Origin of the sequence: Nocardioides humilatus (assembly GCF_008373755.1) — a bacterium.
Lineage (GTDB): Bacteria > Actinomycetota > Actinomycetes > Propionibacteriales > Nocardioidaceae > Nocardioides > Nocardioides humilatus.
On record NZ_VUJV01000003.1, the window covers coordinates 869,562 to 889,094 of the forward strand.

7 protein-coding genes are annotated in these 19,533 nt (G+C 65.8%); 5 read left to right on the forward strand and 2 right to left on the reverse strand.

Annotation, left to right across the window (positions count from 1 at the left end; all coding sequences use genetic code 11):
* Window positions 1-141: 141 nt before the first annotated feature.
* Window positions 142-2,607, forward strand: coding sequence for an AAA family ATPase (locus F0U44_RS12170; protein WP_149728535.1), 2,466 nt, complete (start codon window positions 142-144; stop codon window positions 2,605-2,607).
* Window positions 2,604-2,963 carry a hypothetical protein gene (locus F0U44_RS12175; protein WP_149728536.1) on the forward strand — a complete coding sequence of 120 codons (360 nt, stop codon included), beginning with the start codon at window positions 2,604-2,606 and terminating at the stop codon, window positions 2,961-2,963. The genes F0U44_RS12170 and F0U44_RS12175 overlap by 4 nt, the downstream gene beginning before the upstream one ends.
* A gap of 320 nt (window positions 2,964-3,283) precedes the next feature.
* On the opposite strand, the gene F0U44_RS12180 is transcribed toward F0U44_RS12175, so the two are convergent.
* Together F0U44_RS12180 and F0U44_RS12185 are read right to left on the reverse strand one after the other, a co-directional pair.
* On the reverse strand, window positions 3,284-11,146 hold the full coding sequence (locus F0U44_RS12180; protein WP_149728537.1) for an AAA domain-containing protein: 7,863 nt from the start codon (window positions 11,144-11,146) through the stop codon (window positions 3,284-3,286).
* 190 nt (window positions 11,147-11,336) lie between these two features.
* Entirely contained in the window at window positions 11,337-14,210 is a 2,874-nt protein-coding gene (locus F0U44_RS12185) for a DEAD/DEAH box helicase (protein WP_188113454.1), read from the reverse strand.
* A 90-nt stretch (window positions 14,211-14,300) separates the two neighbouring features.
* Between F0U44_RS12185 and F0U44_RS12190 the strand changes: the two genes are divergently transcribed.
* From F0U44_RS12190 to F0U44_RS12200, 3 genes are read left to right on the forward strand one after another with little or no spacing between them, the layout of a single operon-like run.
* The gene (locus F0U44_RS12190) at window positions 14,301-15,278 is read left to right on the forward strand and encodes a hypothetical protein (protein WP_149728539.1); all 978 of its coding nucleotides are present in this window, start codon (window positions 14,301-14,303) and stop codon (window positions 15,276-15,278) included.
* A 1-nt stretch (window position 15,279) separates the two neighbouring features.
* Entirely contained in the window at window positions 15,280-18,369 is a 3,090-nt protein-coding gene (locus F0U44_RS12195) for an ATP-binding protein (RefSeq protein WP_188113455.1), read from the forward strand.
* Window positions 18,366-19,532 (forward strand): DUF6361 family protein, encoded by a 1,167-nt coding sequence (locus F0U44_RS12200; protein WP_149728541.1) that lies wholly within the window; start codon window positions 18,366-18,368, stop codon window positions 19,530-19,532. The genes F0U44_RS12195 and F0U44_RS12200 overlap by 4 nt, the downstream gene beginning before the upstream one ends.
* The last annotated feature ends 1 nt before the right edge of the window (window position 19,533 follow it).

A 19,533-nucleotide genomic window follows, 5' to 3' on the forward strand; every position in this document is an offset into this window, starting at 1 on the left:
CGAGCGGCGCTCCCGCTGAGGGAGCTCCCCGCCCGCAGACCAGAAGGTAGTCAGAACGTCCGACAGAACCCGACGCTGCAGCTCAAACGGCGTTTCGCTGATTCGCAGGGTTCTGTCGCACCCCTCCCCTAGCCTCAGCTCGTGACCGAGAACCTTGTGACCTGGGTGTGGGACCAACTCGACGCCGACGACTCCATCGAGGACGACGCCAAGTTTCTAGTGCTTGCCTCGCTCGGCGGCGACACCGAATTGGACGAACAACTCTCGACCGGTGTCAAGGCGAGCCGCGGCGCGGACACCCACGACGCCAATGCCCACGTGCCCGCGGGCATCTTCCTGAGCTCGATCGAGGTCCAGGGGTTCCGCGGGATTGGGCCCAAGACGAAGGTCCAGTTCGCACCCAAGCCCGGGCTGACGATCATCGCTGGCCGCAATGGCTCGGGAAAGTCGAGCATCGCGGAGGCGTTCGAGCTCGTCCTCACGGGCGGCACCTACCGCTGGAAGCAGAAGTCGGCGCAGTGGAAGGAGCATTGGCGCAACCTCCACGCCGGCGACCCCGCGTCCATCCGAGTCGACGTGATCGAGGAGGACGAGGGTCCGATCGCGATCACCTCCACCTGGGCGGCCGACGCCACCGATGTCGACGCACGCACAGTCAAGAGCCAGAGGCACGGCGAGAAGCAGGAGGACGGCCTCGGGCACTTGGGCTGGCAGCGGCCGCTCGACCTATTCCGTCCGATCCTGTCGTACGACGAGCTCGGCGGGCTTCTAGAGGGCAAGCCGAGTGAGCTGTACGACGCGCTGGCCAACGTCCTCGGGGTCGGCCAGCTCGGCGACGCCCTCAAGAGAATCCAGGTCCGGCTCAAGGACGCCAAGGCACCCGCTACCGACCTCAACAACCGGCGCCGAGACCTACAGGCGCGCGCTGCCGACCTCGACGACGAACGTGCGGCCGCTGCAGCCGCACTCCTCAAGAAGACGGTCCCCGACGTCGCCGCTCTCCGCTCCCTCGCCACCGGCGGCACTGTCGTCGACAAGGGACCGCTCCCGCGGCTCCGGGGGCTGAAGGACATCGCGCCTCCCTCCTCACACGAGCAGGCAAAGGCTGCCGCGGACCGCCTGAGGGCCGCGATCGCCAGCCTCGCCGACGCTGCCGTGGACACGTCAACACGCAGAGCAGCGCGGCTGACCCTCCTCGAGCGCGCCCTCCAGGCGCACGCCGAACACGGCGACATGACCTGCCCGGTCTGCCACCAGGGCGAGCTCGACGAATCATGGGCGGAGACGAGCAAGACGCAAGTGGCAGCGGAGCGGGCCGAGCTGCGCGACCTCGCCGAGGCCCAACAGACCTACGACCTCGCGCTCGACGCGGCCCGCAAGCTGATCATCGCCCGACCCGCCATTCTCGACCAGTCACCGCTGCCGGCGTTGGACGACACCGTCGCGTCCGCCCGCGATGCCTGGACCACCTGGGTCACCGCGCCCGATGGGTCTAGCGCGTCTAAGGCAGGCGACCTGGCCGACCACCTCGAGCTCCACCTGGACGACCTCACGACCGCGCTGACCGCGGTACGCGAGGCGGCAGGCGTCGAGCTGTCAGCACGGGAGGACGAGTGGGAGCCGCTCGCCGCCGCCATCGCTGGCTGGTGCACCGAGCAGGAGGACTGGCTCGCCAAGAAGCCGACAGCCGACCTCCTTGCGATCGCCGAGAAGTGGTTGAAGGACAACGACCTGCGCCTGAAGAACGAGCGGGTGTCCCGGATCGCCGACGGCGCCCGCGAGGCCTGGGCGAAGCTGCGCCAGGAGAGCAACGTCGAGATCGGCAGCCTCGAGCTGGCTGGCTCCGGCACCCAGCGACGGGTCCGGATCGGCTCGACCGTCGACGGCGAGGATGCCGGCAGCATTGCGGTCCTCAGCCAAGGAGAGCTGCACGCGCTTGCGCTTGCACTGTTCCTGCCGCGGGCGACGATGGCGGAGTCGCCGTTCCGGTTCGTCGTACTAGACGACCCTGTGCAGGCGATGGACCCGGCGAAGGTCGACGGCCTCGTGGACCTGCTCAGCGACCTCGCGAAGACCCGTCAGGTGATCGTGCTGTCCCACGACGACCGCCTGCCGGCAGCCGTCCGCCGATCGTCGTCGGACGCCACCATCATCGAGGTCAGCCGCGGCCAGGGCTCGGTGATCGAGCTCGCGACGGCCGACGACCCGACCACCCGCTACCTGCGCGATGCGTTCGCCCTTACCAAGGACCAGCAACTACCCGATGAGGCACTCCGGCGCACGCTGCCCGGCATCCTCCGCATGGCGGTCGAGTCAGCTGCTCGCGACCGGTTCTTCGTGAGCAGCCTCGCAACAGGTACGCCGCTGGCCGAGGTCGAGAAGGAGTGGACGAAGAACTCCAAGACGACCGCACGGATCTGCCTCGCGATCCATGGGGAATGGCGCGAGGACTTCAGGTCGACCTGGGGTGCTGCGCCGTACCGGAAGTTCGCCCTGATGAACGTCGGCGGCGCGCTCCACAAGGGCCTCCCGGAACACATCGACCCGCTCCATGCAGCGCGCGATGTCGAGAAGGCCATCGCCGACATCCGCGAGGGTGCGAAGTGACCGCGACCGCGCAAGATCTGGTGGGGCGGGCTCGCGCAACGCTCTCGAGCAGCCACACCGACCGCAACCGGATGGCCTGCTGGCTCGCCCGCACCGCGCTCGAGGCAGCCGTCGACGACCTGCTCGCCGCCCGCGACCTCGACGCTGGGCGCGCCAACATGCGCAGCCGACTCACGTGCCTCCAAGCAGCTTACGAGGGCACCGACGTCCCCGCCCGCGTCGAGTATGCCTGGTCGCGACTCTCCGAGGCGTGTCACCAGCACGCCTACAAGCTGTCACCCACGTTCGCCGAGACGGCCCACCTCATCGCGACTGTTGACGCGATGATTGGCGCGCACGTCGATCAGCGAAAGTAAAGAATCTCCGAATATTCGGGGCGCACGGCTCCACTATCCGAAAGACTCATCGAGCACGATCGGCCCCGAGCCGGGTCCGATCTTCGCCGTCCCAGGAGGTAGGAACGTGGCCTGCAGTAATTGTGGTGCCGGAAACCATGACATGCGGAACTGCCCGAACGTGCGGCGGTGCAGCAACTGCGGCAATCCCGGACACAACATTCAGACATGCCCGACGGCTCGCCGGTGCTCCAAGTGCAACGGCTATGGCCACGACCTGCGCAACTGCCCTGTGCGCAATAGGTAAGCCGGCAGGATTCGCCGCGGCTACCGCCTCCCTATCATCGGAGGGACGGAGCCAGGTCAGTGAGGATCGGGTCGTCAGGGCTGAGGGGGACGTCCTTGCGATTCTCCCGTTCGATGCGGTCCATTATCGAGGTCGAGACCCCCAGCAGGCGCGAGATCGCTGCTCGCGTCTGACCCTGCGCGGCCAAGCGTCGGGCAGCGGTGGCGTAGCGCGCCTCCCTCTCGAGGCCCGACTCCTCCGCTTCAAACCGAGACATCCAGTAGACGACGAATCGTTGACGACTCTCTTTGACGTGCGAGATGTACGCCTCGGCCAACTGGAGTCGCTTGGCGTTCCTGCTGGTGAAGCCGTAGATGTCTCGATCGATGGGGGCCATAGCGCTGAGGGCCGTCCGGGCCTCGCGCTGTAGCTCCTCCTCGACCTTCGCGATGAGGCCGTTTTCATAGGCGTACTGGTTCAGTTGTTGCTGAACCAGCCCCACGAGTCCGGGCCGCGTGCCTGTCATCCGGCGAGCTACGAAGTCGCTGATGTCTGCTTCCCACGGGAGCGGATCGAACTCGGGGTCCGCAGCCAGGTGGGTGACCAACTTCTTAGTTACCCGATCAAGTGCCTTTCCGACCGTCTCACGCCACACCATCGGCGCCGCGTAGGCGACCGACTCGGCGTCTTCGGCCGACAGGTGGGCGGTTCGGGAGTCGGCGACGGGACTCGGGTTGCGCCCATCGTAGTCGGGGTCCATCACCAGCTCGTCGACCAAACGCTTGAGGTCGCGTCCGAGCTCTCGGTCACGCGAGTAGTCGTAGTAGAGGTAGTCCTCGACCCTGCTCAGGTCGGGTCGGATGGTCTCGGCTTCTCGAGCGAGCTGCTCGACGATCGGATCGGGCGGTCGAGCGACAGATACGTCCGGCGTCGAATGAGTTGCCGGCACTGGTGGCCGCGGGGGTGGTGCCAGTGGCGGACGCACGATGTCAGCAGGCGGTGCGTGGTCGTGACCAACGGGTGGCTCAGCGACGGCGGGCGGTTCGGACGGATGCTTCTTGTAGACGGCTTCTAGGCGCGAACGGACGTTGGCACCAAGCCGGAGGATGCCGAAGAGTTCCGCCGTACGACGCAGGGTGTCTTCGCCGCTGGCTCCCGGGTACTCCGCCTGCACAGCGAGCATTGCGTTGGCGATCTCTTCCGGCGCGATCTCGTCCAGGGAACGAGTGGCGTCTGCGTCGACGTAGCGGAATCCGGTCCATTCCGCGGGGTCGAGGTTTGCCGGCCAGGCGAATGAGCCCAGTCGTCCCTTCTTGAGTTGCCCCCTGGGGACGAGGCGGGCGATGTCGTCCGCCCGGGCCGCCCGCACGGCGTTGAGGCCAAATCGCCGCGCGACTATGCGCGTGAGCCTGGCCAGCTCGATCGGACCCTCGGTCTCGATCACGTCCAGGAGTTGCTCCCGAACGGTGGCTGCGGCCGCCCGGGCCGGAAGTGCGTCCAGTAGCGCGCGGGCCCCGACGACATTCGTGTGGGCAGGTGCGAACTCACTGACCAACCCAGCACCGTCCGCTGCTGAGTGGCTCCCGCCGGATGGCCGCTCGTCAACCTCACTGTCGTGGACGTCCGAAACGTCCGGTTCTGCCCGTTGAGCGCCATTGGCAATCGCTGGCCCCTGTGCCGGCTCCGCTGAGTTCGGAGGCTCAAAGGCAGATTCAGACGCGGCAACGTCCGCTGGAGACGGCACCGCCTCGGCCTCAGCGTCGTAGGGCTGCGTGGAGGAGGCAGCCGTCGACATCAACGACTCGTCTCCACTTTCCCGCTCGACGACTGCTGGCCTCGATGTCGCCAAGGCGTCAGGCTGGACAACCGGTGCCGGTTCGGCGCCCCCGCCCTCAAGCGCGGCTTCTGCCCTGTCCACCTCGGCAAGGATGCGCCCGATCACTTCATCACGGTTCTGTAGCCACATAGGCCACCAGATCCGAGCCACGGTCGGCCAGCCCATAAGGTTCTCGAGAACCTCGACCGGAAGGACATCTCGGTCGGAGACCGTGTTCCGCTTCTTCCAACTCTCGCCGTCAAGCAGAACCGGGAGAATCGGTCGTCGCGGGTTCTCCGGTCGCGCGAGAACGAGGTCGAGCCGGAAGTTGGACAGGCCGACGTCTGACATCACGTGGAGGCCAGCGTCTTGCAGGGCCGCCGCGATGTCGTCGCGGTGCCGGTCCCTGATGGCGATGCGGTGCGCCGTTTCAACCTCTTCGCCCTGAGCGCCGGATGCCTGCGCATCCATCAGGAACTGCTTGAGGTCCTTCGGCCCTTGATACGTCGAGCCGGAGACATCGAGCTCGTTGGAGGCCGGGTTGAAGGAGCAGAACACCACGTTCTTGCGACGTGCGCGGGTGACGGCGACGTTCAACCGTCGCTCACCTCCGGCGTTCGAAAGAGGTCCGAAGTTGGTCGGGACCTTGCCGTTGGCCTGCTTCGAGAACGCGATGGAGAAGACCACGGTGTCGCGCTCGTCGCCTTGGACCTGCTCCAGGGCCTTCACGAAGAGGGCCTCACCTCGGCCCATCTTTGATTCGTCGAGTACGTCGGCCACCTTGGGATCATCGCTGGAATGGAGGAGATCCGCGATGAGCTGCCGTTGCTGCTCGTTGAACGTCACGATGCCGACTGAAGGCAGGTTGGGCGATGCGTGGACGAGCTCGTGCACGTACTTCACGATCTCGACTGCCTCGAACGGGTTGGTGTTGGAGCCTGCAACAACCCCGTTTCCGAGATCCACCTTCGTTGCGCCCGCACGCAGGTACATGCCCTTGTCGCCGTTCTCCGGCCAGTGCACGGGGCGGAACTCAAGCCCGGTCTCGGATGACAGCAGGGTGGGTGTCGGGAAGCTGCTCAAGTCGCCCCGGTAGTAGGTGCGATTGCTGAAGGCAATCAGGGCCTCGTCCTGGCTGCGGTAGTGCCAGTTAAGGCTCAGGGTGGGTACGCGAGCGAGTTCGCACTCGCTCAGAATCGACTCTTGGTCCTCGACGATCTCCTCGGCATCAGGATCATCGATCTCGTCATCGTCGGCTGAACCGCCCCCGACCTTGCGGGTAGGCGGCATCTGCTTGCTGTCACCAACGACGATGGCGGCGCGGGCGCGGCCGAGAGCGCCGACTGCTTCGGGGACAGTGATCTGAGAGGCCTCGTCGAAAATAACGAGGTCGAACTCCATGACCCCGGGTTCGATGAGGTCGACGACAGACGAGGGGCTACAGAGCACGAGGGGCGTGAGTTCCTGGACGGCTTCGCCGTACTTCCGCAGGATCGGTCGGGTTCCGAGCTTCCGGGTGGTCTTCTCCAACTCCCGCGCAAGGCCGCCAGTCCGAGAGCCGAGGCCTCCGCCGCCCCTACGGGCCATGATCCGCGACGGCCCGTCAGTGACCCACTGCTTGCGGACCTCCGCCTGGGAATCGGAGTATGCCGACACGCGCTGGTCGTGCGCCACGGCGTCGAAGCGATCGAGACCCTCAGCGCCAATTCGTTCGGCAAGCGAGGCCCGTGCGACGCCACGCGCAAGTGCATCTTCAGCGGTGTAAGCGGGCAGGCTGCCCTCGAGCAGCTCAACTCGCGCTTGGTCCAGGCCAGCGGACCGAAGCGGCTCCAGTTTGCGGACGAGGGTGCACCACCGCTGAAGCGGCACGAGCCGCTCGTAGTCAACATCGCGCCGCCAGATCTCTTCGACTCGGCGTACTGCTGACGCCAGCATCGCGCCGTTCCGCCATATCTCGAAGTCCGCTTCCTGGATCGCGAGCTCATCCCAAAGGTTTCCCCAAGAGTCCGCATATTCGGATAGCGCCTCGGCCTTTCCAGCCAGGTGGCCAGCGCGTGCAAGGTCGTGGACATCGTGCGTCCAATCACCTCCATCGCGAAGGGTGGCAGTTGCCTGAGTTAGTTCCTCGACCCGGGCGCGAGCAGCCGCGAGCGCGCCGGGCACGAATGCATTGACGGGCACAGTTCTCGACAACCCCGGCGTGGCCGCGAGCGATGTCCGGACATGTTCGCCTGCGTCCTTCACAGCAACGAGGTCGGCCAGGATCGCCCCCGCATTTGCCGGGTTCAGGTCCAGGCCTGGCGGAGCCACAGCTGCTAGCGCGGCAATGGCTGCCGTCTGGCGACCCTTGCGTCCCATGAAGCCGGAAGCCGTCGCGGCGTCGAACTGCGTCGCGACGCCGCGGAGGTCGAGCCCAAGCACGTCCGTTGCAAACCCGTGGAGCTTAGCGGTCCAGCCCTCAACTGTGCGTTCACAAGCCGTGGCTGTTTCGGCGGCGCGTGCCGGCCAACTCGAATCGAGCACCGCGGCCAACTCGTCCCCGGACGGGAACGCGGGGTTCGCTGCGGCCACCAGGGTGTTGAGTTGGGCCGGCCGGGTGACGGAATCGAGCGCCTCACGGAGCGCTCCGGAAAGCGAGGCCGACCATTCGATGCCCGTCAGGATGCCGCGCACAGCGCTACTCACTCGCTCGAGGTCGAACGGGTCGCCGTTCCCTGCACCGGCGAGGCGCCACGGATGGTCAGGACGAACCCCGGCTGCAGTGGTCCACCGTTGGAGGCTTTCGAAGAGGTCCTTGAGGGCTTCGACCTGCTCTGGGTTGTGCGCAACCAGCGTCGTGGGGATCGGCATCGTTGGGCCGTTCTGGAGCACCAGCAACTCGTCGTGAGCACCGTACGCCGACAGCCCGGCGGCGTTGGGCTTGTGGAGCTGCTGGGGATACTGAGTCAGCTCGAAGCGCGCATTCCTGAGTTGCCGACGGGCACTCTCCATCGCGAGGTTGTCGGGATTCACGCTGGCAGTGAGCGCGCGCTTGAGTTGGGCGCGGACCTCAGCCGCATTGGAACCCTCGTGGTGAAGGTTCAACGTGAAGGGACCGAGACCAATTGCGTCCAATCGCCGCTGCACCACGGCTAGGGCGGTGCCCTTCTCTGCCACGAACAGGACGCGGAGCCCGGTCAGCAGGCACTCGGCGACCATGTTGGTAATGGTCTGCGACTTGCCGGTCCCTGGCGGTCCCTGGAGTACGAAGGTGCGGCCTTGCCGTGCCCAGAGCACTGCTCGCTTCTGGGTGGAGTCGGCCGGGATGGGGGCTTCCAGCTTCTCCAGCTCATCCTCGAAGGACTCATCAAGGGCGGCGCCGTCAGCAGCCTCGACCGCGGGATCCTCGAAGGTCTCGGTGGGCGTGTGGACCAAGTGTTTGACCAAGGGGCGTTCGAAGAAGTGGTCCGCGTTGACGTTGAGGTCCTGCCACATGCGGAAGGAGGAGAGATCCAGAGTCGCAAGGCGTGCCTCAGAGATCACCTCGACTCGAGTAGAAAGCTGCCGCCCAATGACGGCGTTTCGCACCTCGGCGATAACCGCATCGACATCGATGCCCGCTCGGTCTGCGAGCGGTTCCACGAGCCCCGGGATCGACAAGCCATGCTCACGACGAAGCCATTCGATTAGAGCTGCGTTCGGCGTTGTCTGCTGAGAAGTGTCGAGCGAGAGTGTGACCTCTTGGCGACCACGGGCCACGCCGATGTTGACCGGCACGAGAATGAGTGGGGCCTCAGCGAACACGTTCGGCTTGTACTCCCAGCGGAAGAGACCAAGGCAGAGGAACAGTGGGTTCATCCCCCGCTCCTCGCGGGCTGTCTTCGCGTTGTGGGCGATCGACCGGATCTCCTTCACGAATGTGCTGGGACCGAGGGCGGTCATCTGTCCCCCGGATCGCCCGATCCGCTGCACGTAGATCCGCCGCTCATGGAGCTGTGCCAGCAACTCCTTGCGGTCGTCGACGTTGCCGCTTTCCAGCAGCTGGAGCGCATTCTTGTGGTCACGCGCAGCCAGGATCTCAGGGATGTCATAACCGCTCATCAGGCTAAACGAGACGTCCTGATTGAGCATGTCTTCCAGGACACCGAGACCCTCAGGTGGGAGGACGAGCGGCTGGACGCGAGCGTTGCTGCCCAGGTTCAGCAGGGCATTCGTGGCATTCAAGCTGAACAGCGAGCTCTTCCACGTTCGGTAACGCGCCGGGTGGTTGTCGACATGCCGCTGGCGCGACTCAGAATCGATGACCTTCTCGTCGACCTCTGTAACGACGGCGGGTTGCCCGGCGCGGTACTCGTAGATCTCGGTGACGCCATCTGCCCGCTCATTGACCGCTGGCAAAGCAGAAACGCCTTCGCGACGGGCTGCGGCAACGTCGATGAGCGTGACGTCGTTGGCATGGATCCCGCTGGCGAACCGCAATTGGCGGGCTTCTTCGCGAGCATCGCTCGGCGAAGAATTGGTCGCAACCGTCAGGGCCGTTGTCTCGATGAGTCCGAGGTAGCCCGCTTCAACGAGGTTCCGGATGCGGGACCGGTCCTGGACGACTGGGGAACGCGGATACCAGTCTGGTGATCCCCCTTGCCCACTCTTGGACGGGTCGAGACGCCAGTACCCGATGAAGATGTGGCCCGGGATGAGTACCAGCACGGGGTTGAGCCCGACGTGCTCGATCACAGCGGCGGTGAGCACAGTCGTGTCCATGCAGGTCCCAAGCCCGCCGTTAGCCACGACCCCGTGGTCGCGGATGCGTTGGCCCTCACGGGTGTAATCCCAGCCGGGTGGCGGGTTGGAGTAGGCGATCTTGCGAGAACGGAGGGTCTCGTAGATTGCCGTGATCGAGCCCTCGACGCTGGTCGAAACCGCATGCCGCTGTTCGGCGTCACGCTCGGGCATCTGGAAATCGTGGAATGACGCTTCACCTGCGATGCGTCCGCGGGTGTCAGCAGACTCGCGGGCCAATACTGCAATCTCGGGATGGTTCGGACGCACGAAGGATGCGAGGAGTGACTGGCTCAGTAGATCACTGCGACTGTCCTGGTCATTGACGACGCGTGCGAGCCAGTCAAGCTCAGCGCCAATCTCATCGCCGTCGGCTCGCTCGGAATCCTCCCGAAGGAGCGCACGCAGCTCGTTGTACCTCGCGACCATTCGCGCGCGCTGCTCTGAGCGCCGCGGGTCGCCTTGTCTGAACCAGAGGTCGCGCGGCTGGATGTCCAGCTCCTCGTCATATCGAGCAAGCACGCGGTCCGAGGCCACGTCTTCGAGAGTGATGACACACTCTGCGCCTTGGCGCTCGTCCACCTGCGACATGACCCGAGCGGAGAGTGGCACATGCACGCTGCCCAACACAGAGGTGCCTGCGTCCAGCGGGCCCTCGAAGGCGAGCTTCGTACCGAACTGAACGTCCGCGTCGCGCACGACGACACTGATTCGAGCGTGCTCGATTGATTCCGCCACAGCGACGGTGAGATCAGAGATTTGCGGGATCCGCGCGGCCGACGACGCCCACGACCATTGATCGCTGATGTCTGCGCGCATGTGCGCTTCGACTGTTCGGACGTCCGTGGCCGTCATCTCGTCGGCCGGCACTTCGATCTCCTCTTCGGAGAAATCAACTTCTGTTGTCTCGTGCGCCTCAATCGACTCGTCGACGACCGGAGCTGGCACTGGCGTTGGTGTCGGGGCGTCGGCAAGCCTGGTCCAGTAGTCCAAGGCGGAGTGCATGAGGTCGATGATGTGGCCGCGGTCGGCATAGCTGGAAAGGGCGGACACATCCGCCACCAGCTCGTACTCGCCATCGAGCCACGAGTGCCTGATCTCGGTGATGAAAGAGAGCGCGCGAATTGTTTCAGCGTCCCCCACGAACGGAACGACGCGGAGCTCGGCGCCTTCGGCTTCGACGAAAGTCATCATGCTGGACGTCTCTTCGATCGCCAGCCAGTTGTGGTTGTCTCCTCGCACGATCTCTGCGCGCGACCCGGCATCGCGCGCGAGCGCCTCCGCGAGTTCGCTGACAATCGGATGCAATGTGACGTGGGGGTCAGAGGTCACGTCGTCACTCATAGCGTGCCTCTCGTTCTTTTCCGCGATCCCACATCCAACTCAAGCACACGGTGAGCACCACTCGGGATCAAACCGGTAAGCCAGGGAACTGGCAGGGTTCAGACCGATGTCGAAAGTTTGATCTCTCCTTGTCCGCCCCAGTTCGTGGGTCCTCGAGTCGCGCATCACTTGGCCTTCCGCCTCTTCAGAATCAGAACTCGCAGATCGAATAGTCGTCACCCAATGCCTGCTGCGCGGCCACCTCGTGCGCCCGCAATCGGACGAGCCCGGTAGGCACCGCCTTGACGAACTTCCAGACCCCGTCGTCCTCGATCTGAACATCCCACGGACACCCGACACTTTCGGTCACGACCGCCCCGCGTGATCCTTGGATCAACACGTCGCGCGCGTTGTCCCACCCTTCGGCGGTCTCGGCCAATGCCGCACCGCGCACGTAGGCAACGGCCAGCGCCTCGTCACCGCGTGCCCGCATCGCCGCCAGCACCGATTCGATCAACGCCAGCTCAGCCTGGTTGGCCGGGGCCTGAGACGGCAGCAGCGCCGACAAGAGACCAAGGTCGACAGGCGTTCCAGCCGCATCGGGCGAACTGACCCAACGGAGCACGACCAGTCTGTCCATCCCGTCGGACCGCCGTCGTGCCACGACCACGGCGTACGACGCCTCGGAGCGATCGTCGTCGAGGATGACGCCCTGCCGCAGGGCGACCCCTGCATCGCCCAGCACGACCTCGGCCAGTGCGGTGACAAGCGGATGACCAGGCGCCAGGAGTTCGCGCGGCCCATAGAGCCCCGCGGCATCGGTGACAGGCTCGAACTCGACGTCGCCGTACCGGGTTTGGATCGCGGAGGACACCCGCCGGACGCGTTCCGGCACATGCCTGACTGTCCAACCGGCGGATCCCCGAACGATCTCTCCCTGCAGGGTCACGAGTGCAGAGATCACGAACTCACGCACGACGGTCGGGTTGAGGCTGCCCGCTCGCGCCAAAGCCATCCGCTGCCGCAAACCAGCGACGTCCTCTGCCGTCAACGACGATTGCGCCACGCGACGGCGCTCGATCGCGTCGGCGACGCCGCGGTCAACGGACGCGAGTTCGCGTTCGACGTCCTCGGGCGCAGCGCCGTTCAGAGCACTGACGAGAAGGTCGCGAAGGTTGGATTCATGAAGCACCTCGCCGAGAACGTCGAACACCGCATCGCCCAAGGCGTTCCGTTGCCGCTCGAGCTTCTGCATCAATGTAAGGAAGACGTCGCCCTCCCGGGTCTCGGCGGCGACCAGGTTCCAGAGGTGGCACTCGTGTCGCTGTCCGATCCGGTGAATCCGACCGAAGCGCTGCTCTAACCGGTTCGGATTCCACGGAATGTCGTAGTTGACCATCAGGTGCGCGACCTGGAGGTTGACGCCTTCACCGGCCGCGTCGGTCGCGACCAAGATCGCCGACCGATCCGACTCCCGGAAGCGTATCTGCGCTCCACGCCTCTCGTCGCGGCTGCACCCGCCGTGGATCGTCTCGATGTCGTACTGCCCGTTAACGAGATCGTTCAGTTTGTCCTCGAGGTATTCGAGGGTGTCCTTGTGCTCGGTGAAGATGAGGATCTTCCGCCGCGCGCCCGACTCAGACTCGAACATCTCGGGGCTCTGGAGCAGCTCGGCCAGCGCCTCCCACTTGGCGTCCACGTCGGCTTCCCGTACGCGCGTCGCCTTTTCCAACAGTTCCGTGAGGACCATGATCTCCGTTTGGAGTTCCGCGGGCGTCCGAGCCGTCGTGGCGACGGCCGACGCCTCCTCCTCCCATTCGGCTTCTTCAGTGGCCGTCCACTCATCGGCGTCCTGTGGTCCACTGATGCTCGCTTCGAGTCGGGCCAGCAGACGATCATCGGCCGCCTGGACCCGTTGCAGCTCCGCGGCGAGCCGATCGGTGCGACGGTGAAGGGAGCGAAGGATCGCCTCCGGCGATGACGCCACGCGCCGCTGCAGGACGAGGAGAGCGAACCCGACGGTCCTCCGCTCCTCGCCGTCCATTTTGTTCATCTCGTGGCGGACGTATTCGGTGACGGCTTCGTAGAGATCGAGCTCGAGCGCCGACATCCGATAGGTCACCGTCGCGGCATGACGAGCCGGGAAGAGAGGCGACCCATCGGCGTGGACGAGCTGCTCCTTGACCAGGCGGCGCATCAGCCCGGCGTCGAGAAGCTCACTGGGATCCTCCCCACGGCCCTGAACGCCGAGCAACCGGAGGAAGAGGGCGAACTCCTCGTCCTTGCCGTTATGCGGTGTCGCGGTCATCAGCAGCACTCGGCGTGCCGAGTCCCTGACGATCTCGCCGAGTTCGTAGCGTTTCGATTTCACCAGCTTCGATCCCCAGAAGCGGGCGCTGAGCTTGTGGGCCTCATCCATAACTACGAGGTCGTACGCCGCCTCGGCCAACTGCTCACGAAGTCGAACGTTGCGCGAGAGCTGGTCGAGGCGCGCGATGACGAAGGGCGTCTGGTCGAAAGGGTTGCCGTCGCCGACGGCGGAAGTGAACAGCTCGAAATTCAGACCGAACTTGGTCAACAATTCGTCCTGCCACTGTTCGACCAACGAACCGGGCGCGATCACCGCGACGGTGTTCACCCATCCGCGCGCCAATGCCTCTCGGATGTAGAGGCCGGCCATCACGGTCTTGCCCGCCCCAGGGTCGTCGGCCAGCAGGAATCGGTCCGACTCACCGACCAACAGATGCTCGTAGACCGCTTGCACCTGGTGAGGGAGCGGCTCGACATTCGCCGTCGTCAATGCGAGTAGTGGGTTGAGCAGGTGCGCGTTCTTGATGCGCAGGGCGTCTATTCCCAGCGCGAACTGCACCGGGTCGCCGTCCAACCTGCCTTCGCCGCTCGAGATCGGCCGCACGCCGTCCAGATCAGTTTCGCCGACCACCAGAGAGTGATTGACGCCGTACTCGTCCACGTAAGTGATCAGCGCTTTCGGGCCAACTGGACGGACGCCGACGATCTCGGCGATGCCCGTCGGATGGAGTCCCTCGAGGCGCAGGCCGGGGCGGAGTTCGTTGACCCCGATCACCTTCACCCCTTTGCTTGAACCAAGTCGTCGGTTTCTGTCGCACCCTTCGTGCAACATCCCTAACGTATCGCCGACAGGGGGACCAGATTGATGGAAACGTTCCTTGCAGTTTCTGGGCTCAGGCTCGACCGCGCATGGCGCGAATTCGACGCCGAGACCGGAGTACGGATGCGCGCTTGGTCCTATGAGCTCGCTGCAGCCGTGCTCGCCACGGTCGCGCAGCGCCACATTGACGCCGTGGTGGTCGTTGGCGGCCTTCTCGACCGCGCGACCGCCCTCCCGACCACCGTGGCCGACGCGGCCGGGCTCCTTCGCAGCGCCGGCGTACCGGTCATCGTCGTCCCCGGGGCCGACGACTGGCTCGGAGCGGGCTCCCCCTACGAGTATGGCGATTGGTCTGGGGTTGAGGTCGTGCGTACACCGCACCCAACGCCCTCCGAAGCGGCCGCTCGCCTAATGTGCGCCGCTGCAACCGCGCCCGGCCGGACCTTCGACGTGCGGACCCGGGTCGATCTTCCCTCCGGCGCGGTGGTGGTCGCTGCCGGTGTAGCAGCGTTGGAGTGGACATCGCCGCACCATCTTCTGACTTCGGGAGCGGAACTCGTTCTCGACGAAACCTGCACCGTCATACCACCACTGGTCGACCCGCTCGGCGAGGCGCGGGCAGTGCTCCTCGAGCTCTCGCCCGGCGGCGTCACCGCCAGCGCCATCACCCTCGGCGCAAGCCCGCTCCGATTCGATTCGCTCAACCTGGACAGCTGCCCCGACACCGACGACCTCAATGCCCGGCTGGACCTGATCGCGGAGGAGGGCCTCCCCGTTCACGTCACCCTGTTCGGGGACGTACGCGAGCGCATCCTCCTGCCGGGATTCAGCGACTGGTTGGCGCCCCCTGGGATGACCCTCGACGCCAGCGCCCTGCAGTTCGTCGTCGCGCAACCCGAAAGCGAAGCGACGGACACGGCCGATGCCCACTTCCTGCGCAGCATGGCTGCACTCGACCTTCCTCCCCTCGAGCGGCACCAGGCCACCGCGCTCGGACTGCACGCGCTGGCGCAGGAGGCTTGAGATGCGCATCGAGAAGATCCGCGCGACTGCATTCGGCCCGCTGGTCAACCAATCCCTCGACTTTTCACCGGGGATGACCGTGGTTCACGGACCGAACGAGGCAGGAAAGTCGGCTTGGTTCAACGCGACCTACGCCGCGCTCGCTGGCCGCCGGAAGGGCCGCGGTCGCGGCACCGCCGCCCAGGGCGAGTTCCGACGTCGTCACCAACCGTGGATCGGCAGCCGGTGGGCGGTCGGCGGCACCTTCGTCCTCGACAACGGCACAGTCCTGGCCGTCGAACACAACCTGAAGACCGGCGACACCACGATCGCGGACTCCCAGACGCGAGCGCCGATCAGCATCGCGGCCCTCGGGAAGCGCTACGGCGTCGACCTCACCAACGACGGCGGTTTCGACGGCGCTCGGCTCCTCGGGCTGAACCGCGACGCTCTCCGAGCGATCGCCTTCGTCGCGCAAGCCGACGTCCTCCGGGTCGTCGAGGACGCGCGGGAGCTTCAGTCCCTCCTCGAACGCGCCGCGTCCAGCGTCACCGTCGACGTCACCGCGGACGCCGCGCTCGACGAGCTGCGCCGACTCCGGTCTGAGCGCGTCGGTGTCGAGCACGTCGGCTCCCGCCCGCTGCGCGCTGCGCGACAGGCGCTCGAGGCTACGAAACTGAGCGTCGACAACGGTCGCGACTCCCTCCAAGTGTGGGTCACCGTCCTGAGCCGCGAACGACGCGCCGCCGCCGACCTCCGGCGTGCCGAGGCCGAACTTGCGATCGACGAGCGTGCTCTCATCTGGTCGGAGCTTGTCGCTGAGCGGTCGCGCTTTGCGTCCGCGGAGGATCTCGCGCGCCAAGTCGCCGAGCGGGGCAGCGTTACCTCGGTTGACGAGTCCCGGATCGCACAGGTCAGATCGGTGATCGCGATCTACGACGACCGCGGCGAAGCACCCGCAGAACTTGCCGGCGAATCCGCGGCTGAGCTGCGCGAGCTCATCGCCGCTGTGCCCGCCAGGCCCACTGGCGACCTCGAGCCCCGCATCTCGGTCGTGACGGCACACCGCACACTCCTTGCCGCGAAGTCCGCCTACGAGACGCACGCCCAGGGAGCCCGAGAACCCATGACCGGCGCAGCCGTTACCGCGGATCCCGAGGAGCTCCGGCGCTGGGCCGGCGTGATGGAGACAGTCGTTCGCGAGGCTGAACCGAGCGTCGACCAAGAACTCGCGACCCTGCTGTCTTCGCACGCCGCAGCCGTTGCCGCCAACGGTGCCGCCGTTCAGCAGTTCGAAGCTGACAAGCGGCGCGTCGACCAGCAGCGTGATCACTACGCGGCCGCACTGGCTTCGTACAACCAAGCCCTCGGGACTTACCAGCGCCAGGAGACCGAGTTCGCCGCAGCCGCCCAGCACGCGCAGGCCGCGCAGACAACAGCCGCCGCGGCCGTGTCTGAGGCTTCGAAAATGCGTCGCACCTCCACGATCCTGCTCTCGTCAAGCGGTGGTCTACTGCTCCTCGGAGCGGTTCTCGCCCTCCTTTCTCCCATCGCCGGCATAGCGCTCCTGGTTCTCGGAATGCTCGTAGGGGGGGCCGGTGTGACGCTCCGACCGCGTGGAACTGCGCTGGCCGTCCCACCCGTTTGGCTGCCGCCGAGGCCCACAGCCCCCACACCGCCCGCGGTGCCCGACTTGACCACGCCCGAGGCCCCGACACCCGTCATTGCCGATCCGCGTATCGCTGAGCTGCAGACCCGGCAGCGCCTGATCACCGAGCAGGCGACAGCGCTGCGGGCGCGCAAACAGGAGATCGCCGAGAAATGCGCCGAAATCGACATCGCCCCAGAGCCGGACCGTCTGCGACAGTTTGCTCGCTACCTGGAGGACGCCGCGGCCGCGGCCGAGCGGGAGGCCGAGTTCCGCTCACGGTTGAGTCAGCTCGAGGATGCATGGCGGGCGAGTGCCACCGCCCTGCTCCAGCGCCTCGTGGAAGCAGGTGAGCCGGCGGCTTCCATTGCCGATGACGCCGCAACCGCCTCGGAAGGCTCGCTTCTCGCTCTCGCTGCCTATCAGGACCATTGCCGCGCTCGAGCCGAGCAGGACCAGCTGGCCTCCCGCTTGAACGACCTCGAGGTTCGCCTTGCTGAGCGGGTTGCAGCTGAGGAGCGTCTCGCCGCTACGGCCACTGCCCTGGCTGAACGCGAGCGATCCGTGCTGGCACTCCATGCAGAACTGTTTGCAGACGTCGCGGCCCCCGCCGATCACGCGGCCGCTGCGAAGGCCATTCACGAGTGGCTGACAACAGCCGACCGCAACCGCTCTGCGGCGGACGACCTGCGCGAGCTCGAGGCTCGCCTCCAGCAGGCGCTGGATGGCCGGGATCTCGAAGCGTGGCGTGCTGAGTTGGCCGCTCGAGAAACCGAAGCTGGCGTTAACCCCGGGCGCACCGTTACCGACGAGTCCGTACAGGCCCGACGCGCTGGCGTCGACCAACTCAGAGAGACCGTCGGCAACCTGCGCGGCGAGGCGAAAGCCTCCGCCCAGTCTGGCCTGGCCGTCGCCCAGGCGATGGAGACCGAAGCCGACGCCGAGCGCGCCGTCGCCCGCGTCGAAGCTCTCCAGCGATGCCTCGATATCGCCTCAGAACAGCTCACGAAAGCCCGTCTGGAGTCCCAGCGCACGGTCGCGCCTGCCCTCGAGAGCCTCATGCGTCCGTGGATCCCCCGAGTCACGAACGATCGGTACAACGATCTCCGAATCGACCCCGAGTCCTTGAGCATGACCGCGCGGGACCAGCAGGGCCGCACCAGCGACGCCCAACTGCTCTCGCACGGAACCACCGAACAGCTCTACGTCCTTCTCCGCCTCGCCCTCACCCAGCACCTGGTGACGTCCGACGAGATCTGCCCGTTCGTCCTCGACGACGTCACTGCGCAATCCGACAGCACTCGGACGATCGGGGTTCTCGAGATGCTGCAGGAGGTGAGCCGCGAGCGTCAGGTCATCCTGTTCACGCAGGAACAGGAAGTGATCGACTGGGCGCGCAATCAGTTCATCGATGAACGAGACTCGCTTGTCGAGGTCGGCGGGACGAAGGGAGGACGTCCATGACCTCCTTCGGCTGGCTCGACGGGGACGACTCGCAACGCACAGCGATGCTCGAGGTCGTCAAGTTGTTCGAGGATTCGTCGACAGTCGACGAGATGGGCATCGGCAGCATCCGTGACACGTTCTCTAACACGTTCTTTCCTGGCACCTCGACACTCCACACCCGCGCTCGTTACCTGCTCTTCGTCCCGTGGCTGGTCAACGACGTAGCTCGGCATCGCTGGCAGGCAGAGCGGGCCCTCCAAGAGTTGCGCAATCGTGAAGCCAAGCTGATCGAGTCTCTCCTCGCTGGCACCGACGGGCAGGGGGTGATCGGGCGCGAGGCGAAGCGAACTCTCAAGTCAATGCCAAGCCAGCTCTATTGGGCCAGTCTCGAGCACCTGGGGATCCGCACCTGGCGAACTTCGATCGCGGGCTACTTCCGCAGCGCGCGGCAGCACTCGGCACGGATCGACGATCCAGACTCAGATCACCTGATCGTCGAGCGGTTCGGCATGGCGAGCCTTCCGCCTAGTCCGGATCATCTACTCGACGAAAGTACGTTCGAACTCACTCACGCCGAAGCAGAGTTCCTCAAGGCGCGAATTGCCGAGTCAGCACGCGACTCGCTGTTTGCCTGGCTTGCGGTCCATCGTCCCGCGTCACATGCCGAGTGGATTTGGGAGCACGAAGGGCTCGAGGAGTTTCCAGCTCCGGCGAGGGCTCTGGTGGACGAAGCGCGTCGAGTTCACCTCACGGCGACCGGACCGGCGATCCTCTACAACCTTCTAATGGCCGAGAAGACCGGAAACGACGAGGTGCGGGACGAATACGTCGACCACCTGGCAGCGTGGGCTGAAAGCGTGGACGCCGAGGAAGTGTTCGTTGGTTGGGACCGCAAACAGTTTTGGTCCCGAATCCTCCGGCTCAACCCGCGCATCAAGCCCGGCACTCGCCAGTTCCTCGAGGACTGGTGGACCCTCGCAGAGGCTGGCAATCACGATGGCAGGGATGCAGCTGCCCTGGTGACTCGCCGTGAGCTCGTGCTCAAGCGGTCACGTGCGCGTCTTACCTACCCCGACGCCCGTTCGACATGGGGAGTCGGGAGCGGCACCGGGGCTCTCGACTATCGGTGGAGGATTGCCCGGCGACACCTCAACGACGTCGCTGCCGGAATGGAGTCCTGAG

Excerpts from the sequence above, each read along its gene's own strand:
- F0U44_RS12195 (WP_188113455.1), top strand. The coding sequence starts at position 15,280 with ATGCGCATCGAGAAGATCCGCGCGACTGCATTCGGCCCGCTGGTCAAC.
- F0U44_RS12190 (WP_149728539.1), top strand. The coding sequence starts at position 14,301 with ATGGAAACGTTCCTTGCAGTTTCTGGGCTCAGGCTCGACCGCGCATGG.
- F0U44_RS12200 (WP_149728541.1), top strand. The coding sequence starts at position 18,366 with ATGACCTCCTTCGGCTGGCTCGACGGGGACGACTCGCAACGCACAGCG.
- F0U44_RS12180 (WP_149728537.1), bottom strand. The coding sequence starts at position 11,146 with ATGAGTGACGACGTGACCTCTGACCCCCACGTCACATTGCATCCGATT.